The sequence below is a fragment of the Chryseobacterium sp. AG844 genome (assembly GCF_003182335.1).
Classification (GTDB): Bacteria; Bacteroidota; Bacteroidia; order Flavobacteriales; family Weeksellaceae; genus Chryseobacterium; species Chryseobacterium cupriresistens.
The window spans coordinates 43,051-63,781 of the sequence record NZ_QGTV01000006.1 but is presented as its reverse complement, the minus strand read 5'-3'; the positions used below and the strand labels follow the sequence as shown (position 1 = coordinate 63,781).

Sequence of the window (20,731 nt, the reverse complement as noted above, 5' to 3'; positions counted from 1 at the left end):
ATATTTTTAAATAATCAATACCTGCAATATTTTTTTTTGAAAAGAAAAAATTGGACCTTTGTCTTCCTTCTAAACACAGTACAAACAAAGAATAATCGGGGCTTAAAAAATGGATGACAATTTAATGATGATATGGCAGAAATGCCTTCAGTTTATGCGCGATAACCTGAACGCCGCTGAAGACAATTCTGACCTTAAAAAACTTGAAAAATCTTTCGATATGCTATTCGATAAGGTTCAGCCGCTTTCATTGGTAGCCAACAACCTTACGCTGATCGTGCCGAGTGATTTTTACAAGGAATATATAGAGGATAATTATCTGTCCTTGCTTTCTGCTGCCCTGAAGAAAAATATTGGAAAAGGAGTGAAATTATGGTATTCTGTGATGGAAAACAGACCAAAAGGTGAAGAAAAACCTGTTACCATGAACATCAAGGGACAAAGCGTTCCTACTCCGAAAACACAGGAAACAATGCCGCAAGGTTTTTCTGCTAATATTGTAAACCCGTTTGTCGTTCCTGGAATTAGAAAAGTAAACATAGATTCTAACCTGAAGCCTGACTATTCGTTTGATAGTTATGTAGAAGGAGAAAGCAATAAATTTGCAGCCACTGTAGCCAGATCCATTGCCAAAAGGCCTGGAGCAACAGCTTTCAACCCGTTATTCCTATATGGAGGTTATGGAGTTGGAAAAACCCACCTGGGACAGGCTGTTGGTCTTGAAGTAAAAAATCAGTTTCCTGATAAAGTAGTTCTTTATCTGTCTTCTGAAAAGTTTATCCAGCAGTTTATCTCTGCTGCAAAGGCTCATAAGCAGACTGAGTTTGCTAATTTCTATCAAATGGTAGATGTACTGATTATTGATGATATTCAGTTCCTGTCCGGAAAATCGGCAACACAGGACAGTTTCTTCCATATTTTTGATCACCTGCATCAGAATGGAAAACAGATTATCCTTACTTCAGATAAGGCTCCCGCAGATATTATGGATATCCAGGACAGAATTGTTTCCCGTTTCAAATGGGGACTTTCTGCAGAAATCAAATCTCCGGATCTATCTACAAGAAGACAGATCATTGAAGATAAGCTAAGCAGAGACGGAATTGTTCTTCCTGGCGATATGCTTGACTTCCTTGCTGCTGAAGCAAAAACCAATGTAAGAGAACTTATCGGGGTTATCAACTCTGTGATCGCTTACTCTACAGTGTATAAGAGAGACCTTAGTCTTGAGTTGCTTAAAGAAACCATCAACAGAATTGCTGCTAACCAGAAGAAGGTGATCAATATTCCTTACATTCAGGAAGTGGTTTGTGATTATTTTGGAATCAAAAAGGAGCAGTTGCTTTCAAAAACAAGAAAAAGAGAGATTGCATTACCAAGACAGCTTGCGATGTACTTCTCCAAAGAGTTTACCAATTCTACATTTACCAAAATTGGTGAGGAAATGGGAGGAAAAGATCACTCTACAGTAATGTATGCTTGTGATACAATCAAAGACGTTTCAAAAATTGATAAAGAAATCAAGAAATACGTAAAAGACCTTACTGAAAGAATCAAACAATAAATAAGGTTGAGCTTACATAAATTAAAATGAAGGATAGTTTTATTCTTCATTTTTTATTTAGTTTTGTCGTAACAAAAGACTTTTTTAAAAAAAACAGAATATGAAAATTTTAATGGTTTGTCTGGGAAATATATGCAGAAGTCCATTGGCGGAAGGAATTATGAAAACGAAACTACCGGATCATTATTGGGTAGATTCTGCCGGAACTATTTCAATGCATGAAGGCGAGCATCCGGATAAAAGAGCCATTAAAACTGCAGCTAATCATCATATTGATATATCGCAGCAAAGATCAAGACCTATCACCAGGAAAGATTTTGAAACCTTTGATAAAATCTACTGTATGGATGTTGATGTACTCGGAGATGTTGTTTCTAAAACTAAAAATGAAGAAGAACGTCAGAAAGTATCCTTGTTTTTAGAGGTATTGGGAGATCACAAAAATGCTGAAGTGCCAGATCCTTATTGGGGCGATATGAACGATTTTGAAAAGGTTTTCCAGCTTTTGGATAAAGGTTGTGAAGCTATCAAAAATCAATTATCATAATAATGAGCATGACATGCAGAATATTTCCAACACCTTCACTTAAAAAGAACTAAAAAATAATACAATGCTTTTTTTACTCCCTGCTTACTTATCAGAAAATACTTCTATCAACCACTTTTCACCTGTTGTGAAGGATTATATTATGCAGACCGATTATTTCTTTGTGGAAAATGAGAAAACTGCCCGAAAGGTTGTGAAATTTTTTGCTCCTGAAAAAAAGCAGTCTGATCTGAAGTTGTTTTTGTTAGATAAATACACGGAAAACGCAGATATTAAGGAAGCTCAGGAGCTGATGCTGAAAGGGCAGGACTTTGGATTATTGTCAGAAGCAGGATTACCATGTATTGCAGATCCTGGAAATCTGATAGTGAAATGGTGTCATGAGAAAAATATCAGAGTGATCCCGGTTTCGGGGCCTTCATCCATTATCCTGGCGCTGATTTCAAGCGGATTTAATGGACAGGAATTTACTTTCCATGGCTATCTTCCTATTGATAAAGGAGAGAAAAAGAAACAGATCATGAACCTGGAAAGCTTTGTTCAGAAAACCGGATATTCTCAGATTTTCATGGAAACGCCTTACAGAAACAATCAACTTTTTGAAGATTTGTGTAAATTCTTATCACCCAATACAAAGCTTTGTATCGCTGCTAATATCAACGATCCTGAACATGAATTCATCAAAACAAAAACCATAAAAGACTGGCAGAAACAAAAGCCGGAGCTTCACAAAATTCCTGCAGTCTTCGTACTTGGGAAATAAACTTTGCTCCTGTAGTTGACAATAAGTACGAGAGTTTTTGAGTACAAAATAGAAAAAGGCTGTGATTATTTCGCGGCCTTTGCTTTTTTATTTAGAATGGGTTGGAATATTATAAATACGATTTATAAGTTTTCTTTTTTCGTTCTTTCATTTATTGATGTATAATTTTAACTAAAATATTTCAACAATTAGTGATAAATATCATGGCGTTTATATATTTTTGTAATGTAAAATGTTCTAATTTTATATTTAAATATAACGCATTATGAATTTTAAAATTTTAATGTAATTGATAATATTTATGATCTTGTTTTATATAGTTTGATTTTTTATTATACATATCATAATTGAACTGATTTAAACGCTGCAAGTTAATTTAGCTTGTATTCATTGAATTACAAATGATGTATGTTCCGTTTTGCTTACAATCAATTCAGCCCAAACAACACCAAAATCTTAAAATATGATGACACGTAAAATTTTTTTTCCGGTACTGCTGATGTTGGCCATACTGGTACCTTCTTTAACTCATGTTTCTGCACACGGATATGTACTGAGTCCTGCATCAAGAGGATATCAGGGAAGCCTGGACAAGGCTGCACTAGGTTATTCTGCCGCATTTAGTATCTATGGATCTGTTATTAATGAACCTGGATCTCTGGAAGCTCCGAAAGGGTTTCCTGCAGCGGGTCCTGCAGATGGAAAGATTGCCTCTGCTAATGGAAGTATTGGTGGAGACACTACACTGGACATACAGACTAACGACCGTTGGAAGAAAACCAATATTTCCACGGGTGTGAATGCCTTTATCTGGAAATATTCCGCGTATCATGCGACAGCAAAATGGCATTATTATATCACAAAGCAGGGCTGGAATCCCAATCAACCACTTTCCCGTCAGGATCTTGAGCTTATTGGAACTGTTGCGCATAATGGGACACCTCCGCAGGATAATGTTTCTCATCAGATTACCGTTCCTGCAAACCGTAGCGGCTATCATATTATTTTAGCGGTCTGGGATGTAGCAGATACAACCAATGCATTTTATAATGTAATTGATGTTAACGTAACCTCCGGAACAGGAGTTTCTGCACCTGCCACCCCGACAGGCTTAGCACAGGTAGGAATAACAAGCACTTCTGCCAAAATAAGCTGGAATGCACAGTCTGATGCGGTATCCTATAACGTTTTCCGCAACGGACAAAACATTCAGCAGGTAACTACGGCTACATTCCAGGATACTGGTTTAACAGCCAATACGACATATACCTATGAAATTCAGGCGAAAGGATCTTCAGGGCTTATTTCAGCGAAAAGTGCACCACTCAATGTAAAGACAAACAGTGAAGGCATTCCTGAAAAGCCTACAGCACCATCCAACCTGCATTCAATGGCAGTTACTGAAAACTCTGTTTCACTAATGTGGACGGCCTCAACCCATTCGCAGGGAATCAAAAATTACCAGGTATTTGAGAATGGAATTAAAGTAGGAGAGACAGTACAAACAAGCTTTTTACGAACCGGATTGACACAGGACACAGAATATACTTATACGGTAAAATCTGTTGCAATGAACGATCAGCTTTCTGATGTAAGTAATGAATTAAAAGTCAGAACAAAAAAAATTACATCAGGAAATGGTCAGACCCAATGTGGAGCAGAGCAATATAACGCTGCCAATGCTTATCCTGCAGCCGGAACGAAAGTTTTTTACTCCTGTAAAATCTGGAAAAACAAATGGTACGCAAATCCGGGAGAAATGCCTGGAATCAATATGGTATGGGAGGAAATAAGTACATGTACTGAAGGGACAGGCTGCGAATCAGGTGGTACGGTTACTTATTGCGGTGCACAGGAATATAATCCGGCAAAAACATATCCAGCAGCAGGAACAAAGGTTTTCTATACCTGTAAAATCTGGGAGAATAAATGGTACGCAAATCCAGGGGATACACCGGGAAATAATGCTGTCTGGAAAATTGTAAGCGACTGCAATGAAGGACAGAACTGTCAGGGATCAGCTCTTGCCAATAAAGAAAATGACCTTTCAGTAATTGTATCTGAACATATGATCAATTTTGCACCGGAAACTTATTATGCTCAAATAAGCAGGGTAGATGTCATTACCCCTCACGGACTTCAGATCTTGACTTTTATAAATCCCGATAAAAACAGTATGAACATTAGCCGTCTTCAATCCGGAATCTATTTTGTGAAAATCCTTTATAAGGACGGAAAAAATAGTACTAAAACCATCAGAAAATAACAAAAACGATCTGAAATATCAAAAAAACCGTCCATCTTTTGTGGATGGTTTTTTTTTGCAGAATTATAAAAATATTTAACAGCCCTTAACAAGACTATTGCATTATTCTTGTTTTTAAGTATTTATCACTTAAAATTATATGATTATGTCTGATAAAAAATTAGCAGGAATCTGGATTGATACAGAGAAAGCCATTGTAGCCAGGAATCACGATGCACAAAATGTTTCTGAATTTATCCTTTGCAAACCGGTGAAAGCAGAGATACAGCACGGAAACTCCAGTGAGAACGCTGGAAACAACGCTGAAATTACCAACAGAAACAAGTTTTTTAAAGAAATTGAAAAGTTACTGACCAATTCTCAGGAAGTGTATATTACGGGACCGGGTGTAACACAAGAGGAACTTAAGCACTTCCTTCATGATACGGCTCAGTTCAGAGATTTGAAAATTACATTGGGAACCTCACAGAAAATGGCAGATGAAAAGGTACTTGAAACAGTAAAAGAATATTTTAATAGTTAAATTGTAGATAATGCAGTGAAAATCCGGGCATCGAAGATGCCCGGATTTTTAATAAGTTAATTTTAATCCTTTTTCTTTGATCTCCATTTTCTCCAAATAAAAATAATAACAGGAATAAGCAAAAAGAAAGGCCACAGAGAAATGATTCCAAGCATAAAGCTTACAAAACTGTTCCAGCCTTCCGTTACCGAATCTACAAAACGGCTCCCAAAACCTATTTTTGAAGTAGCAGAACTTCTCACCTTTTCTTTGTATAAATTCAAATTCAGAGTACTGTAATTTACCCGGTCATCAATAAAACGAAGTCTGCCTTCGGCTACATCAATTTCATCTTCCAGTTCACGGATATTTTCCTGAATTTCCAGCATATCTTTTGTGGTAGCAGCACTTCTAAGCATATCACGGTATTTTTCCAGATATATCTTTTTATTGGCCAGCTTTATCGCTACATCGGTATATTCCTCTGTGACATCATTGGATGAAATATTTTTAGATAAAACAGTTCCTACGCCATCTGAAAAAGAATTGATCAGAGCATCAAAATTTTTATGAGGTACACGGATAATCAGACTAAGGTTATCATCCATATCCGTATTTTGAAATTCTTCTTTCTGGATATAAGCATTGTTTTTTCTAATGATTTCATTAACCTGGCTCTGTGTTTTTTTAATATCACCCACCTGAATCTTCATATCTCCGTTTTTGATGATTTTTTTGGAGATTGTATCTGTTTTCTTTGAGGGGTGAACATCTTTGTTGGTTCCATTTTCATCAGATACCAGCTTTTCGGAAACAGAAATTGGTGAATATGAAGCTGCGGAAGAAGGCGCTTTATCCTCGGTTATAACTTCCATCATGTCGGCTTTCGCTTCGTGTTTTTCGCCGCCTGATTTGCTGCAGTTGATTAGAATAAGACCTGATAACAGGAAAATAATTTTTTTCATGGGTTAATTAGTTTTTTATGGGTATGATCAAAAAGTGTGCTCAAAAATGATTATAAGGTAAGATTGATTAAAATTTAAAAATAATTCGCTGTAAAACCAATCTGAAAATTGCTGAGACTGGTAAATAATTTCTATTTTTAATTCATGAAAAAAAGTCTTTTAGCATTAGCGTTTTCTCCATTTCTGATGTATGCCCAGGAAGCTCCGAAACTTACAGACGAAATGGCAATGAAATTATCCGACAAGCCTCTTCACTGTATCAAGCAGGAATATCCTAATAAAACTGCCCATATCATCAATAATGCAGGCGAAGTTCCTTTGACTCCAAAAGATCTTCACCCTAGTTTTTATGGATGTTTCGACTGGCATAGCTCTGTTCACGGTCATTGGATGCTGACCAGACTTTTGAAAACGAAACCCAATCTCTCCAATGCCAAAGAGATTGAAAAAATTCTGGATGAATCATTTCAAAAAGAAAAACTTCAGACAGAAGCAGATTACTTTACAAAATATCAGCTGACAGGAACTTTTGAAAGAACCTATGGCTGGGCGTGGATCTTAAAACTAGATGAAGAACTCACAACCTGGGATCATCCGAAAGCTAAAATATGGCACCAAAATCTGAAACCGCTGACAGATCAGATCCTGAAATCATGGAAAACTTATCTTCCAAAGCAAACATATCCTAACAGAACCGGAGTTCATCCTAACACGGCATTTGCCATGTCTTTTGCCATCGATTGGGCCAGAGCCAATAAAGATAAGGAGTTTGAAAGCCAGTTGACGGAAAAGGCAAAATACTTTTTCTTGAAAGAACTGAAAACACCTGCTTATCTGGAACCGGACGGATCCGATTTCTTTTCGCCAAGTCTTGAAATTGCAGACCTGATGCGAAGAGTGCTTCCTCAAAAAGAATTTGTACAGTGGCTGAATGCTTTCTACGAAAAGAGAAGTCTTGAAAATGTTGAAAAAATTCCTGTAGTAAGTGATCTGAGCGATTACCAAACCGTTCATCTTGTAGGGCTATCTTTTTCTAAAGCATGGTGTATGAAAGGAATCTCAAATGCACTTCCCGCTAATCATCCCCTGAAAAAAGATTTTAAGAAAACAGCTGATGTATTTCTCAATAATGGATTACCATTACTTTTTCAGGGAAATTATGGCGGGGATCACTGGCTGGCCAGTTTTGCGGTATATGCGCTGGAAGATTAATATCTGATTCCTGTCTTTTTAAGAACAAAGCCTAAAAGCCATATGGGTCCTATCAGAAGAAACTGGAGATCTTTAAGGAATGTAGGCTTTTTTCCTTCAATTTTATGCCCGATAAACTGAAAAATCCATGTGATGATAAAGACAGAAAGGTAAACCATCCATGATTGTCTTCCGAAACTGATATTGGCCAGATAGATGAAATGTTCCATCATGAGCATGATCACGATCATTATGAGAGCGATCAATAAAGACAGCCTTATATAGAAAAGGGTGATCAGAATAATCACAATAAGGCTTACGATACTGGCACATCCGAAATAGGAAGCGCAGAAATGAGGGGAAGGAATCAGGGAGGCGAACCCCAGAATCGTCCAGAAAATTAAGGGTACACAAATCCAGTGAATGAACTTGTTGGTCGGGTTTCTATGGCTTTTACTGTATTCTGCAAATAATAGATCAACCTTTCTCATACTAAAGGGAAATTGGATTCCTGCTAAAATAATAAAATTTTGTAATCACTGGTAAGATTGCTTACATTTGTCTTATGTCTGCCCTGGAAAAATTTGGCGTCGATATTTTTACGGAACGGAATATTTTCGAGCGAATAGCTGTAGGTAAACCGTTTCGTCCCGAAAATCCTGCATTTATATTTATTAAATCAGGAACTATAAAACTTCGCCAGCACTTCAGTGATCTGGAGGTTTCTGCCAACATGTTTATGGTAACCGATCCCCAAACTATTTATGAAGTGGTAGGAGTAACGGCTGACTTTCAGTCGAGGATGGTTTCTTATAAAAGAGAATTTATTTCTGCCTTATCATTAAAATTTAATCGTCTGATTACTTACCGATATTTCAGACAGCAGATGAATAAAGGAGTTCCTTTTCCTGAAGACGAAATGGAAGTCGTTTGGAAAAGCGTCAATTTCCTGAAATATATCCTGGATTCTGATACCGAAATGCTTTATAAGAAGGAAATGGTAGAGCACCTTTTTTCTGTTTTCTGCTATCAGATGGCAGGAATTATTTCCAAGGAGGATAACAGCTCTATGAACCAGATGTCCAGACAGGAAGAAATTGTATTTGTCTTTCTTACCGATCTTGCAGAGCATCATCTTACTGAAAGAACCGTTGAATTCTATGCCGAACGGCAGTCAATTACAACCAGACATCTTTCTTCTGTAGTAAAGACCATTACGGGAAAATCTGCAAGTCAGATCATTGCTTTAATTGTTATTAATGAAGCGAAAGTGCTCTTAAACTCTTCCAATAAACCGGTTTCGGAGATTTCCTCAATTCTCGGATTCAGCGATCAATACTCATTTTCTCATTTTTTTAAGAAGCATCTTGAGGTAAGCCCTAGACAGTACAGACATCAGTTCGAAAATTAAAATCTTACATTTGAACATCTTTTTCCAAAAATCAAACATTTGATTGATTTTGTTGCTGACCTAACTTTGCATCTGTAAAACAAGGTAAAATGACAAAGAAAATAAAAACAGCACTATCAGTATTGATAGCAGCTTTTCCTGCGCTGTTTTTTTCACAACAGATCAAACAGATGACCGCAGGTGAGGTGGCGGAACTCGCTGTTCAGAATCACCAGCAGCTCAAAGTCTCCGCACAGAATATTGATATTGCAAAGCAGAACACCAATGTGGTTAAGCTTCAGAAACTTCCCACAATTACAGCTTCTACAAGCCAGTTCTATTTAGGAGATGCAGTAGCCATTGATAAAGATTTTTCAAATTCTACAAACGTTCCGATGCCACATTACGGAAGTTCGTATGCGGTACAGGCAACACAGCTGATCTTCAAAGGAGGATTGGTGAATAAATCCATTGAAATGGCTGGGCTTCGCGAACAGCTTTCGGAACTGGATTTAGAGAAAAATAAACAGGATGTGAAATTTTTAGTGATTTCCAATTATCTGGATGTCTATAAAATCATCAATCAGGAAGAAGTATTTCAGAATAACAAAAAACTGGCTCTGGAACGTCTGAAAAATATCCAGAAGTTTTATCAGCAGGGAATGGTAACCCGAAACGAAGTGATTCGTGGAGAATTGGCCATCAAAAACCTGGATCAGGGAATTCTTACCCTTACGAATAATAAGAAAATCCTTAATTATAATCTGAATATTGCCTTAGGATTATCTTCTGACACGGAGATTGTTCCTACAGAAAGTCTGGAGAATAAAGAATCCGGAATTGGCATGGAGTATTATACAGATCTTGCACACGAAAGCAATCCTTTGCTGAAATCTGCTCAAAAAAACATTGCGGTAGCAGATAAGAATATTGAAATCATCAAAACAGACAATTCACCTACGCTGGCCGGATTTGGCGGATATACGCTGCAAAGACCGATCACGACGAGAAATCCTGTTTTGGATATGTATTCAGGGGGCTGGCAGACTGGGGTTTCTCTGAGCTACAACATCGATACCCTCTATAAAACAAAAGAAAAAGTAAAATTAGGAGAACTGCAAAAGAACCAGGCGAATGATGCCATGACTCTGGTGCAGCAGAATGTAGATATGGCAGTGAATGCAGCCTATACCAAATATCAGGAAGCGATTCAGCAGGCAGATATTCTGAATGATTCCAAAAGACTGGCGGAAGAAAACTACAAGATTACGGAAGCCAAATATCTGAATCAGCTGGCCGTGCAGGCGGAAATGATTGATGCACAGAACCAGAAACTACAGGCAGAGCTTGATTACGCCAATGCTGAAATCAATGTTTTATATCAGTATTACAACCTTTTGAAATCTACAGGAACACTTTAATTTAAAACTGAAAATCAACACAATGGAAAACAAGGGACAAACTACTCAAAATACAACATCTGCTGCAGAGCATAAGAAAAAGAAAAATAAAACCAATAAAATCAGAGCCATCATATCCAATATCATCGTTTTTCTGGTGATCGGTTTCGGATTATTCTGGTTAATACGCGAATATTTCCATATCGGAAGTAAAACCTATACGGAAGCAGCACAGGTAGAAGAATTTATCAATCCTATCAATACCAGGGTTTCTGCCTATATCAAAGAAATTAAGTTTATTGAACATCAGCGTGTAAAAAAAGGTGATACTTTGGTTATCCTTGACGACCGTGAAATTCTTACGCAACTGGGACAGGCTGAAGCCGCTTATCAGAATGCTATGGCTCAAAAAACAGCTACAAGCACTTCGGTGAACACGGTTTCTAACAATATCAACGTGATGCAGTCCAATATCGCAGGAGCAAAAGCAAGATTGTGGAATGCTGAACAGAATTTAAACCGATATAAAAACCTTTTGGCAGCTGAAGCCGTTACGAGACAACAATATGATCAGGTGAAGACAGAATATGATGCTCAGAAGGCTGCTTATGAAACCTTAGTCAATCAAAAGCAATCTGCAAACCTTTCTACAACAGAAGTAAAAAGCAGGTTGGGAATCAATGATGCTGAAATTAAAAGAACAAAATCTGCTCTGGATATGGCGAAGATCAATCTTTCATATACTGTTATTACAGCGCCTTATGATGGAGTAATGGGAAGAAGAACTATTTCTGAAGGCCAGCTCATCCAACCAGGACAGCAGGTGGCAACAATCGTTCTGAACGGTCAGAAGTGGGTAACTGCCAACTTCCTGGAAAGCCAGATGCCGAATATCAAAGTAGGAGAAAAAATTTCTATGACAGCGGATGCTTTAGGAGGGAAAAAATTCGAAGGAATTGTGACTGCCGTTTCAGCGGCTACCGGATCAAGATACTCAAGCGTGCCTACAGACAATTCTACCGGAAACTTTATCAAAGTACAACAGAGAATCCCTGTAAGAATTGAGTTTACAGCTTCTAACAAAAAAGAAGATCTGGATAAGCTGAGCGCCGGAATGAATATGAATGTGAATATTAATAAAGACTAAAAGATGAAAGATATCAGATGCCGGGTATTATGCGTATGGAAAGCTAACGCTGAATGTTGAAAGTCTGCCATCTGATATCTGAAATCTATTCCCTAAAAAATCATGTACAACAAAGGATTATATAGCGATTGGGTACCGAAACCCGTACAGTTGCTGCTGATTGTATTACTGCTTGCTGTGGTAATGCCCATCGGCGGGGTGTATACAGGAAATATCAGTTCTCTGGTAAGCGGTACCGGCGCCATGACAGAATATTTTATGTGGGCCAATTACGCTACTACCATTGGGATGGGAGCTTGCATGCCTGTTGTTCTGAGAATTAAAATGAGATTCAAAGTAAGGGACAAGATGGTGTTGCTCCTAGTACTTTTAGGGTTGCTGAGCTATGTGAACGGGACTACTTTACAGCCAATGATTTTTATTTTTACTTCTTTAATGATTGGCTTTATGAAAATGATGGTTACCATAGAACTGTTTCTGCCATTAATGGTTATGATCGGAAATCGTGGAGTATTTTACGGAGCTTTCTATACCTTCGTTCTTGTCATGAACCAGGTGGCAACCTATTATGCTGCTGAGTTTGCCCTTCTTTACAACTGGCAGCAGTTCTACCTGCTTACAGCTGTTTTATGCTTTATTTTAGCATTGATACACTGGATTTTTATGCATGACAAATATTTTGCATTAAAAGTACCGCTGCATTATATTGACTGGCTGAGTATTTTGCTTTTCATTTCAACATTCATGTTTTCGGCTTATGTGTATTCATTTGGAAGACAGCAGGACTGGTTCAACTCCAGGAACATCATCTATGGAAGTATTGCAGCTTTTGTCAGTTTTGCACTGCTTTCTATCCGTCAGCTGACTTTAAAACGCCCCTACCTTTCGTTTAAAATTTTCACAAAAAATAATGTGCAGCACGGTTTGTTCATGCTTTTCTGGCTGGGAATGTTTCTGGGAACAGCTTCTATTCAGAATACGTTTGCGGTAGGAGTTTTGGGATATGATCAATTGACCAATACCAGGCTGAGTCTACTGATGATCCCCGGAATTATCTTAGCCGGAGCTCTTGCTATTTTCTGGTTTAAAAAAGAAAAGCCATTGAAAATGTATATTTTTTCCGGTTTTGCCGCCATGGTTGGATATGCTATTATTATGTACTTTTCCATGGTGCTGGAGTTCAGTTATGACAACTGGTATCTGCCTATGTTTTTAAAAGGCTACGGAATGTGTTCATTGTTTATCTCCGTATGGTTTTATACGCTGGATAAGCTTGAAATGGATGAAATGCTGGCAGCTATCGGGCTTGTATTGGTTTGGAGAACTTTCCTTGCCGTAGGAATTTTTTCAACTTTATATTCCTGGTTTCAATACCGTTTTCAGGTTACGGCAATAGGAGATCTTGCCGTTTATATGGACGGAATGACGGTGACTCCTCAGAATGTAGCAGCCAATATGAAAGCCATTCAGCTTAATGCTATTATCATCGCCACCAAGAAGATATTCGGATATATTATTTTAGTCGGATTTGGAGTACTGATGTATGTTGCGACTCATCATTTCGGAGCAAAACGATTCCAATATTTCAGATTTATAAGAGTTCTTGGCGGTAAATCGGTCATAGCGAGAAGAAGACTTCGCGAAAGAAAAAAATTATTGGAAGAAATAAAAGATGCTGCAGGACCTGCAGTATAAAAAGAAACCTTGTTTTTACCAGTAAAATCCTGGTCCTTCGTTGGGCTGGGATTTTACGTTTTTAAGAAGATATCAAATTTTAAACTTTTTTGAAACATTAAGATTATAGTAAGGTATTTAGAGTATTAAGATGAGCTTCGCCTTAAGCTTAAAAATCAGAATGATTTATCTTAACTATACTTTATTCCTTAAATCCTTCTTAATGGTGTATATATATATCCAGATTTAGAAAACTTTTCTGTAAAAGAGGTTTACTATCATAAAAAAAGGGAAAATTTCATGTTTGGTTATTTTTATTCTTTCTAAATAAGAATTATCTTTGCAAGATTATAAAACGTTGAGTAGAAAGAATGAAAAAGAAGTATGCATTCATAGGTCTTTTGGTTTCGGGACTAATGCTTTCCCAGACCGTAAAAGATTCTATTGCCTCTAAAGGTATTGAAGATGTGGTAATCGTAGCCTCCAGAAAACCTACAAAAATCTCTGAAGTTCCGGGAACGGTCTGGGTAGTACAGAAAGAAAAGATTCAGGAACAGGCGAAAAGCGGAGTTCCTATCAAAGAAATGTTGTCGATTCTGATTCCTTCCATGGATATTGGTCCACAGGGAAGAACCAATTATGGTCAGAATATGAGAGGACGTTCTGCCTTGGTGATGATAGACGGTGTTTCTCTGAACAGTATCCGTGCGATCAGCCGCCAGCTGGATGCCATTGATCCTTTTAACATCGAAAGAATCGAAGTGCTTTCAGGAGCAAGCTCAATTTACGGAGGTAACGCTACCGGTGGGATTATCAATATAATTACAAAAACACCTTCCAAAAAAGGAATCAGCGGTGAAACTGAACTGGGTGTACGGACAGGATTTATGGGAAAAGATGACCATGATTTCCGTGCCGCTCAGTCTATTGCGGCTAAAGGAGATAAGTTCTTCGGAAGACTGGGAGTAGCTTATCAGCAGAATGGTGGAGTGTATGGAGCAGATCAGAAACAGCTTTTTACCGATATTACCCAGACTGACCTTCAGTATAATCAGTCTATTGATATCCTGGCTACCGGAGGATATCAGTTTAACAATAAACATAAAATAACAGCCTCTGTTCAGTATTACAATTCTAAATTTAATGGCGACAGAAGCTTATTTTTAGGAGAAAATCTGAGTGCATTTACAACAAAAAATGCTTCATTACTCGAGATGAGAGATGGGTTTTCATCTGATAAAAATGTAGGTACAGAACGTTATATGGCAACTGTAGCTTATAACGCAAACGGAATTTTAGGCGGACAGGATTTATATGTGCAATTGGCTACGCGAGGTGAAAAGTTAGGATTCTACCCATTCCCGGGAAATGTTACCTTACAGACGGGAAAAATACCTTATATGTCTTCTTCTCAGCAAGATACCTATTATTCCGGGATTAAAGCTTTATTGTCAAAATCATGGAGAGGACTGAACGTTACCTATGGAGCAGATTTCGATTTTGAAAAATTTGAAGGAACACAATCTGTTTATGATATTGCCAAAACAATGTCCAGCGGTGGTTTAGTGAATGAAACAAAGTACAGCTTGGGAAGATATCCGACTAATCATTCACAGAGTTATGCAGGGTATGTTCAGGCAAAATACAATATTCTTCCCAAATTACAACTGAATGCCGGAATCCGTTATCAGCATATCAACGTAAAAATGGATGATTTTGTAGGTTCTGAACAGCAGACCCAGATTGCAATGGGCTATGGAAGTTCAGCATCGGCAATTCCCGGAGGTGAAAGTTCTTATAATGTGACTTTAGCTAATGCAGGTTTATTATATAAATTCAATGAGCAGCATCAGGTTTGGGGAACATTTTCCCAGGGAGCAAGCTTAGCAGATCCTGCCAAATTTTATGGAATAGGACAGTACAAATTGGTAGGAACAAACTGGGATGTAGTATCCAGTATCAATGTGAAAGAACAACCGCTTCAGGCTATCAAAACCAATCAGTTTGAAGTAGGATACCGTGTCAACAGAGGAGGTTTAAGAGCGCAGATTGCCGGATTTTTAAGTAATTCTGATAAAACGGTTACTGTAGATAAAAAGACCTTCCAGATTCTTGTGAATGATTTGAAATTAAGAAACATGGGAATTGAAGCTGAGGTTTCCTATTCTTTAAGCAATGGAGTGTATTTCGGTGCCAGCGGACTTTTGATCAAATCTGAGGTAGACAAAGACGGAGAATGGCAGAAGCAGGAGATTTACAATGCTTCCCCTTCAAAATTGGTGACGTATATCGGGTATAATATTAAGAACTGGTCATTCAGATTCCAGTCGTTACAGAATTTCAAGCAGAAAGACGAGCTTAATAATGTTGTTGAGGGCTACAATACCTCAGATCTGATGATGGGATACCGTTTCAACTGGGGAAAACTCAACTTAGGAATTCAGAACCTGTTTAATACCGATTATCAGACGATCTGGAGCAAGCGTTCCCAGGTTTTATATGCTACTTACGGACTTCCGGAACTGTTTAATTATAAGGGAAGAGGGAGAACATTCAACCTTTCCTACACTTTTGAATTTTAAAAAAATGATCGGGATTTAAAATACCCTGATCTGAAAACATATTGTATTTCAAATCCGGTTTCTGAGTTTGATCGGAAACCGGATTTTAATTTAAAAAATCAGTTATGGCTAAAATTTCAACAGGGCAGATCGTTGCCGAAGTCACCAGAAAAGAATACATTACTGACCATTTTATCAGAGTGTATCTCTACTCGCCGGAAGTTCAGGTATTCAAAAATACGGTGGTGGGTGATAATAATAAAATTGCAGTTCCTCCGGCTGGTCTCAATGAGATTCATTTTCCGACGCTGGATGAAAACCATCAGTGGGTGTATCCGCCAAAAGATGTGGCTCCTTCCATCAGAACCTATACCCACAGAGGAATTGATCTGGAAAAAAATGAGCTGATCATCGATTTTGTAGATCATGGAGACGGCGGACCTGCTTCCAGATGGGTAAGAGAAGCTGAAGTAGGCTCCAAACTGGGAGTGATGATGCGCATGGAAGGTAAAGAGCTGTACCCTGCAGCAGATTGGTACCTGCTGGCCGGTGATGCTACGGCCATTCCGGTGATCAGCGCTATTCTGGAAACACTTCCCGAAACAGCAAAAGGAACCTGTATTATTGAAGTTCATGGAAAAGAAGACGAACAGCTGCTTGAAACTAAAGCACAGATTGATTTTAAGTGGCTGCACAATGCGCAGCCTCAGATCAGCAGTGAAATTACCCATGCGGTAAAAAGTATTGAAATTCCGGAATCAACAAAGTTTGGTTATGTAGCCTGTGAATTCTCAAGCGTGAAAGAAATCCGTACCTATCTGAGAAAAGAGAAAAACTGGACTTCCCAGGAATTGTACGCTTATTCTTACTGGAAAGCAGGCGTAGCAGAAAACGAATCTCAGGCAGACAGACATAAGGAGAAGGAATCGATGGAGTAGGAGGCAGGGATTTTGAGTTTGAGAGTGGGAGGGTTTGAGAGTTCAAGGTTTAAGGTTTTAAAGTTTAAGATTGTAGGAACACCGAATCTTGTAACTCAAAACTCGTGACCTCGAAACCCGCATCTCGAAACCCGCACCTCGCAAACCCGCAACATTCAACCAAAAACTTTGAACATTGAACATTGAACTATTATCTTTGCACTATGAAAGATTTAATGGGCAGAGCGATCTGGGATTATTACCACAATGAAAATCCGGAGGATCTGCAGACTGAAACGTCAATTTCTGAGCTGGATGAACTTCCGGTGGATTATTTATTCAGAGATTTTGAAGAAATGAATGATATTGAGCAGAAAGCGCTGCAGTTATCCAACGGAAAAGTTCTGGATATCGGAGCGGGTGCAGGTTCTCATTCTTTATACCTTCAGAATGAAAGAAATCTTGAGGTTACCGCATTGGATATTTCCCCAAAATCTGTTGAGGTTTGTAAGCTGAGAGGGATTAAAAAGGCAGTTTGCGAAAATATGCTTGACTTTTCAGGAGAGACTTTTGATACGATTTTACTGTTAATGAACGGTACGGGAGTTTTTGAAAGCCTGGCAAAAATAGATACCTATCTTCAGAAACTGCATACTTTACTTAATGACAAAGGGCAGATCCTGATCGACAGCACGGATATCCTGTATATGTTTGATCGTGATAAAGATGGCGGAGTATACATTCCTGCAGGCGGATATTATGGCGAGCTGGATTATGTGGTTCATTATAAAGGGGAATCTGAAGAACCGATTACCTGGCTGTATCTTGATTTCAATACCTTGAAAAATGCTGCCACAAATAATGGTTTCAAAATAGAAAGAGTATTGAAAGATGAAGATTCTTATTTAGCGAAGCTTACTAAGAGATAACCAGAAAACCATTCGGGGTAATTGATGATAATTGCTAACATTATCAGACAAATAATACCTGGTAAGATATACGAAGCTGCCCTATAAGGTAGCTTTTTTGGTGTAAACAAAACCCATAGTACCAGTAAAATTAAAGCACCTACAGCAGCCATGAAAAATTCTGGACTTTTTCTATAGGTAAAAAAGCCTTGTGTACTTTCCTTATATATGAGAGGAACTAAAAAATTCTGAATAGGTAAAAAGACAATTCCGAAAATAAATGTTAGAATTGCTGCTCCATACTTTTTAAGCTTAATAAAATTCATTCCTAACAATAAAGCTCCTGGAATAGTTCCCAAAAGTCCTCCAGCAAGTAAAATAAGATCTCTCGGAAAAAAGTTTAACAGCATTTGTATCTTCAGTGATATGATCTTTCCAAAGTTCACGTTCTTCTGTAAATTTTGCTTCTTCAGCTTCTTGTTTACGCTGAATTAATTGCTGAACAGCTGTTTTTTCCTGCTCATTGAAAATACGCCCTCTTTCTTCCAGAATTTCAAAAGCTGCCTGAACAGCCTCCGGAACAAAGCGGTTGCCTTCTTTTAAATATCCTTCTAATTCCTGATTGGAAAGTTTTCTTAAAACATTTTTGTTAACCATAAGCTGTAGATAAAAGAAAGGCTGCTTCCAGAGAAACAGCCTGTGATCATTATAAGGATTTTAATTATCCGATCTCAATACCGTTTTCAACATTGCTGTCGTCTGGTGTTACGAAAGATAATTTTCCGTCTGGTTTTGTTGTTAATAATAGCATTCCCTGAGATTCAATTCCTCTGATCTTTCTAGGGGCAAGGTTCAGAAGGATCATTACCTGCTTCCCGATTAATTCCTCAGGAGTGAAACTTTCTGCAATCCCGGAAACAACAGTTCTTACATCTACACCTGTATCTACAGTAAGTTTTAATAATTTATCTGCTTTTTCTACTTTTTCAGCTTCTAAAATGGTTGCTGTTCTAAGGTCTATTTTAGTAAAGTCATCAAACGTAATCTCCTCTTTCATAGGGTTTGCGTTAGGGTTTGTTTTTTTATTGTTTTGTTTTGTGTTTTCCAGTTTTTGGATTTGAGCTTCGATGACATCGTCTTCAATTTTTGAGAAAAGAAGGGAAGATTCGTTGATTTTGTGACCTGTTTCAATTAATACTGATTGGTTTTCAATAGAGCTCCAGTCTTTTTTCTCAACATTGAACATGTTCAATAGTTTTTCAGAGCTGAAAGGCATGAAAGGTTCACATAACTGAGCCAGAGCAACAGCTATTTGCGCTCCAACGAATAAAGATTGAGCCGCTTTTTCCGGGTTATCTTTAATAGTTTTCCAAGGTTCTTCCGTCTGAAGGTACTGGTTTCCAAAACGGGCAAGGTTCATTAAGGCTGTTAATGAATTTCTGAACTCGTAATTTTCAAGGAATCCTGAAATTTCTTTTGCAGATTTACTTATTTCCTGCAGTTCAGGGCTGTTTGCATCTCCTTGTGGAACAACACCGTCATAATATTTATGAATAAGAACAGCAACTCTGTTGATGAAGTTTCCGAAGATCCCTACCAATTCAGAATTATTCTTAGTCTGGAAATCCTTCCATGTAAAGTTATTATCCTTTGTTTCCGGAGCAGATGAAAGAAGAGCATATCTTAAAACATCCTGCTGTCCGGGGAAATCTTCCACATATTCATGAGCCCATACCGCCCAGTTTCTTGATGTTGAGATCTTATCGTTCTCAAGGTTCAGGAATTCAAAAGCAGGAACATTTTTAGGCATAATATAATCTCCGTGAGCCTTCATCATTGAAGGGAAAATAATACAGTGGAATACAATATTATCCTTTCCGATAAAATGTACAAGGTCACTTTCTGGACTCTGCCAGTAGTCTTTCCAGTCTTTTCCGTTTTTCTCTGCCCATTCTTTGGTGAAAGAGATATATCCGATAGGAGCATCAAACCATACGTACAATACTTTTCCTTCTGCATTCGGAAGAGGAACCGGAACTCCCCAGTTCAGGTCTCTGGTCATGGCACGAGGCTTAAGGCCATCATTCAACCAGGATTTAACCTGTCCGTATACGTTAGGCTTCCAGTCATCTTTATGGCCTTCAATGATCCATTCGTTTAGGAAATCTTCATATTCATTTAATGGCAGATACCAGTTTTTGGTTTCTTTAAGGATAGGAACATTTCCGCTAAGCATTGATTTCGGGTTGATCAGCTCAGAAGGAGAAAGGGTAGAACCACATTTTTCACACTGGTCTCCGTAAGCGTTTTCGTTACCACAATTAGGACATGTTCCTACAATATAACGGTCAGCAAGGAATTCTCCAGCCTGCTCATCAAAATACTGCTCAGAAACTTCTTCCGTGAATTTTCCTTTCTCGTATAAAACCTTGAAAAAATCCTGGCTGGTTTCATAATGCTTCTTAGATGTTGTTCTGGAATATTCATCAAATGAAATTCCCAGATCAGAAAAAGACTTCTTAATGATTTCGTGATATTTGTCCACGATATCCTGAGGAGTTACTCCTTCTTTTTTAGCTCTTATAGTGATAGGAATCCCGTGCTCATCTGAACCACAGATAAACGCTACATCTTTTCCTAATCTTCTCTGAAATCTTGCGTAAACATCCGCAGGAATATAAACACCTGCCAAATGTCCTATATGAACCGGTCCGTTTGCATAAGGCAAAGCTGCCGTAATCATCTTTCTGTTTGACATTTATAGTAAAGTTTTGACTGCAAAGATAAGGAATATCTGTTGAATACCGCTATTGGTGGTGTTATTATGCTGCAGAATACAAATTTTAAGAGCCGAACACCAAATTAAGTTAAACAATTGTTTAACATTTTCTTAAATTAAAACAAATGTTATGCAATGCATAAGACGTTGTAAAATA

The 20,731-nt window shown here is 38.0% G+C and carries 17 protein-coding genes; 13 read left to right on the top strand and 4 right to left on the bottom strand.

Going from position 1 to position 20,731, the window contains the following annotated elements:
* Positions 1–109 precede the first annotated feature (109 nt).
* The 5 genes from dnaA (at position 110) to DEU40_RS08070 (ending at position 5,663) form a co-directional block, all read left to right on the top strand.
* Complete coding sequence (dnaA, locus tag DEU40_RS08090; protein WP_002980474.1) at positions 110–1,564, top strand: chromosomal replication initiator protein DnaA; 1,455 nt, start codon at positions 110–112, stop codon at positions 1,562–1,564.
* Positions 1,565–1,664: 100 nt separating this feature from the next.
* A complete protein-coding gene (locus tag DEU40_RS08085; RefSeq protein ID WP_110009377.1) occupies positions 1,665–2,111 on the top strand; it encodes a low molecular weight protein-tyrosine-phosphatase in 447 nt (148 codons plus the stop codon).
* 64 nt (positions 2,112–2,175) lie between these two features.
* Positions 2,176–2,874 carry an SAM-dependent methyltransferase gene (locus DEU40_RS08080; RefSeq protein ID WP_110009376.1) on the top strand — a complete coding sequence of 233 codons (699 nt, stop codon included), beginning with the start codon at positions 2,176–2,178 and terminating at the stop codon, positions 2,872–2,874.
* A gap of 463 nt (positions 2,875–3,337) precedes the next feature.
* Positions 3,338–5,140 (top strand): lytic polysaccharide monooxygenase, encoded by a 1,803-nt coding sequence (locus DEU40_RS08075; protein WP_110009375.1) that lies wholly within the window; start codon positions 3,338–3,340, stop codon positions 5,138–5,140.
* Positions 5,141–5,285: 145 nt separating this feature from the next.
* Positions 5,286–5,663: a hypothetical protein gene (locus DEU40_RS08070; protein ID WP_110009374.1), complete on the top strand. Its 378-nt coding sequence runs from the start codon at positions 5,286–5,288 to the stop codon at positions 5,661–5,663.
* A 62-nt stretch (positions 5,664–5,725) separates the two neighbouring features.
* Here DEU40_RS08070 and DEU40_RS08065 read toward each other — a convergent pair whose 3' ends face one another.
* On the bottom strand, positions 5,726–6,607 hold the full coding sequence (locus DEU40_RS08065; RefSeq protein ID WP_110009373.1) for a DUF4349 domain-containing protein: 882 nt from the start codon (positions 6,605–6,607) through the stop codon (positions 5,726–5,728).
* A gap of 144 nt (positions 6,608–6,751) precedes the next feature.
* Here DEU40_RS08065 and DEU40_RS08060 point away from each other — a divergent pair, with 144 nt between their 5' ends.
* Entirely contained in the window at positions 6,752–7,819 is a 1,068-nt protein-coding gene (locus DEU40_RS08060; protein ID WP_110009372.1) for a DUF2891 domain-containing protein, read from the top strand.
* On the opposite strand, the gene DEU40_RS08055 is transcribed toward DEU40_RS08060, so the two are convergent.
* Positions 7,816–8,289 carry a DUF962 domain-containing protein gene (locus tag DEU40_RS08055; protein ID WP_110009371.1) on the bottom strand — a complete coding sequence of 158 codons (474 nt, stop codon included), beginning with the start codon at positions 8,287–8,289 and terminating at the stop codon, positions 7,816–7,818. The genes DEU40_RS08060 and DEU40_RS08055 overlap by 4 nt on opposite strands.
* 74 nt (positions 8,290–8,363) lie before the next feature.
* Between DEU40_RS08055 and DEU40_RS08050 the strand changes: the two genes are divergently transcribed.
* The 7 genes from DEU40_RS08050 to DEU40_RS08020 all read left to right on the top strand — a co-directional run bounded on the left by DEU40_RS08050 (position 8,364) and on the right by DEU40_RS08020 (position 17,816).
* Positions 8,364–9,209, top strand: coding sequence for a helix-turn-helix domain-containing protein (locus tag DEU40_RS08050; protein ID WP_110009370.1), 846 nt, complete (start codon positions 8,364–8,366; stop codon positions 9,207–9,209).
* An 89-nt stretch (positions 9,210–9,298) separates the two neighbouring features.
* The gene (locus DEU40_RS08045; protein WP_110009369.1) at positions 9,299–10,609 is read left to right on the top strand and encodes a TolC family protein; all 1,311 of its coding nucleotides are present in this window, start codon (positions 9,299–9,301) and stop codon (positions 10,607–10,609) included.
* Between the two features lie 22 nt (positions 10,610–10,631).
* On the top strand, positions 10,632–11,735 hold the full coding sequence (locus tag DEU40_RS08040) for an HlyD family secretion protein (protein ID WP_110009368.1): 1,104 nt from the start codon (positions 10,632–10,634) through the stop codon (positions 11,733–11,735).
* Positions 11,736–11,837: 102 nt separating this feature from the next.
* Entirely contained in the window at positions 11,838–13,430 is a 1,593-nt protein-coding gene (locus tag DEU40_RS08035; RefSeq protein WP_110009367.1) for an MFS transporter, read from the top strand.
* Between the two features lie 350 nt (positions 13,431–13,780).
* On the top strand, positions 13,781–15,991 hold the full coding sequence (locus tag DEU40_RS08030) for a TonB-dependent receptor (protein WP_110009366.1): 2,211 nt from the start codon (positions 13,781–13,783) through the stop codon (positions 15,989–15,991).
* A gap of 104 nt (positions 15,992–16,095) precedes the next feature.
* Positions 16,096–16,908 carry a siderophore-interacting protein gene (locus DEU40_RS08025; RefSeq protein ID WP_110009365.1) on the top strand — a complete coding sequence of 271 codons (813 nt, stop codon included), beginning with the start codon at positions 16,096–16,098 and terminating at the stop codon, positions 16,906–16,908.
* A 203-nt stretch (positions 16,909–17,111) separates the two neighbouring features.
* Positions 17,112–17,816 (top strand): class I SAM-dependent methyltransferase, encoded by a 705-nt coding sequence (locus DEU40_RS08020; RefSeq protein ID WP_110009364.1) that lies wholly within the window; start codon positions 17,112–17,114, stop codon positions 17,814–17,816.
* Positions 17,817–18,107: 291 nt separating this feature from the next.
* Here the strand turns inward: DEU40_RS08020 and DEU40_RS08010 are convergent, their stop codons facing one another.
* Together DEU40_RS08010 and metG are read right to left on the bottom strand one after the other, a co-directional pair.
* Positions 18,108–18,452: a hypothetical protein gene (locus DEU40_RS08010; protein WP_110009362.1), complete on the bottom strand. Its 345-nt coding sequence runs from the start codon at positions 18,450–18,452 to the stop codon at positions 18,108–18,110.
* A 64-nt stretch (positions 18,453–18,516) separates the two neighbouring features.
* On the bottom strand, positions 18,517–20,553 hold the full coding sequence (gene metG, locus DEU40_RS08005; protein WP_110009361.1) for a methionine--tRNA ligase: 2,037 nt from the start codon (positions 20,551–20,553) through the stop codon (positions 18,517–18,519).
* Positions 20,554–20,731 lie beyond the last annotated feature (178 nt).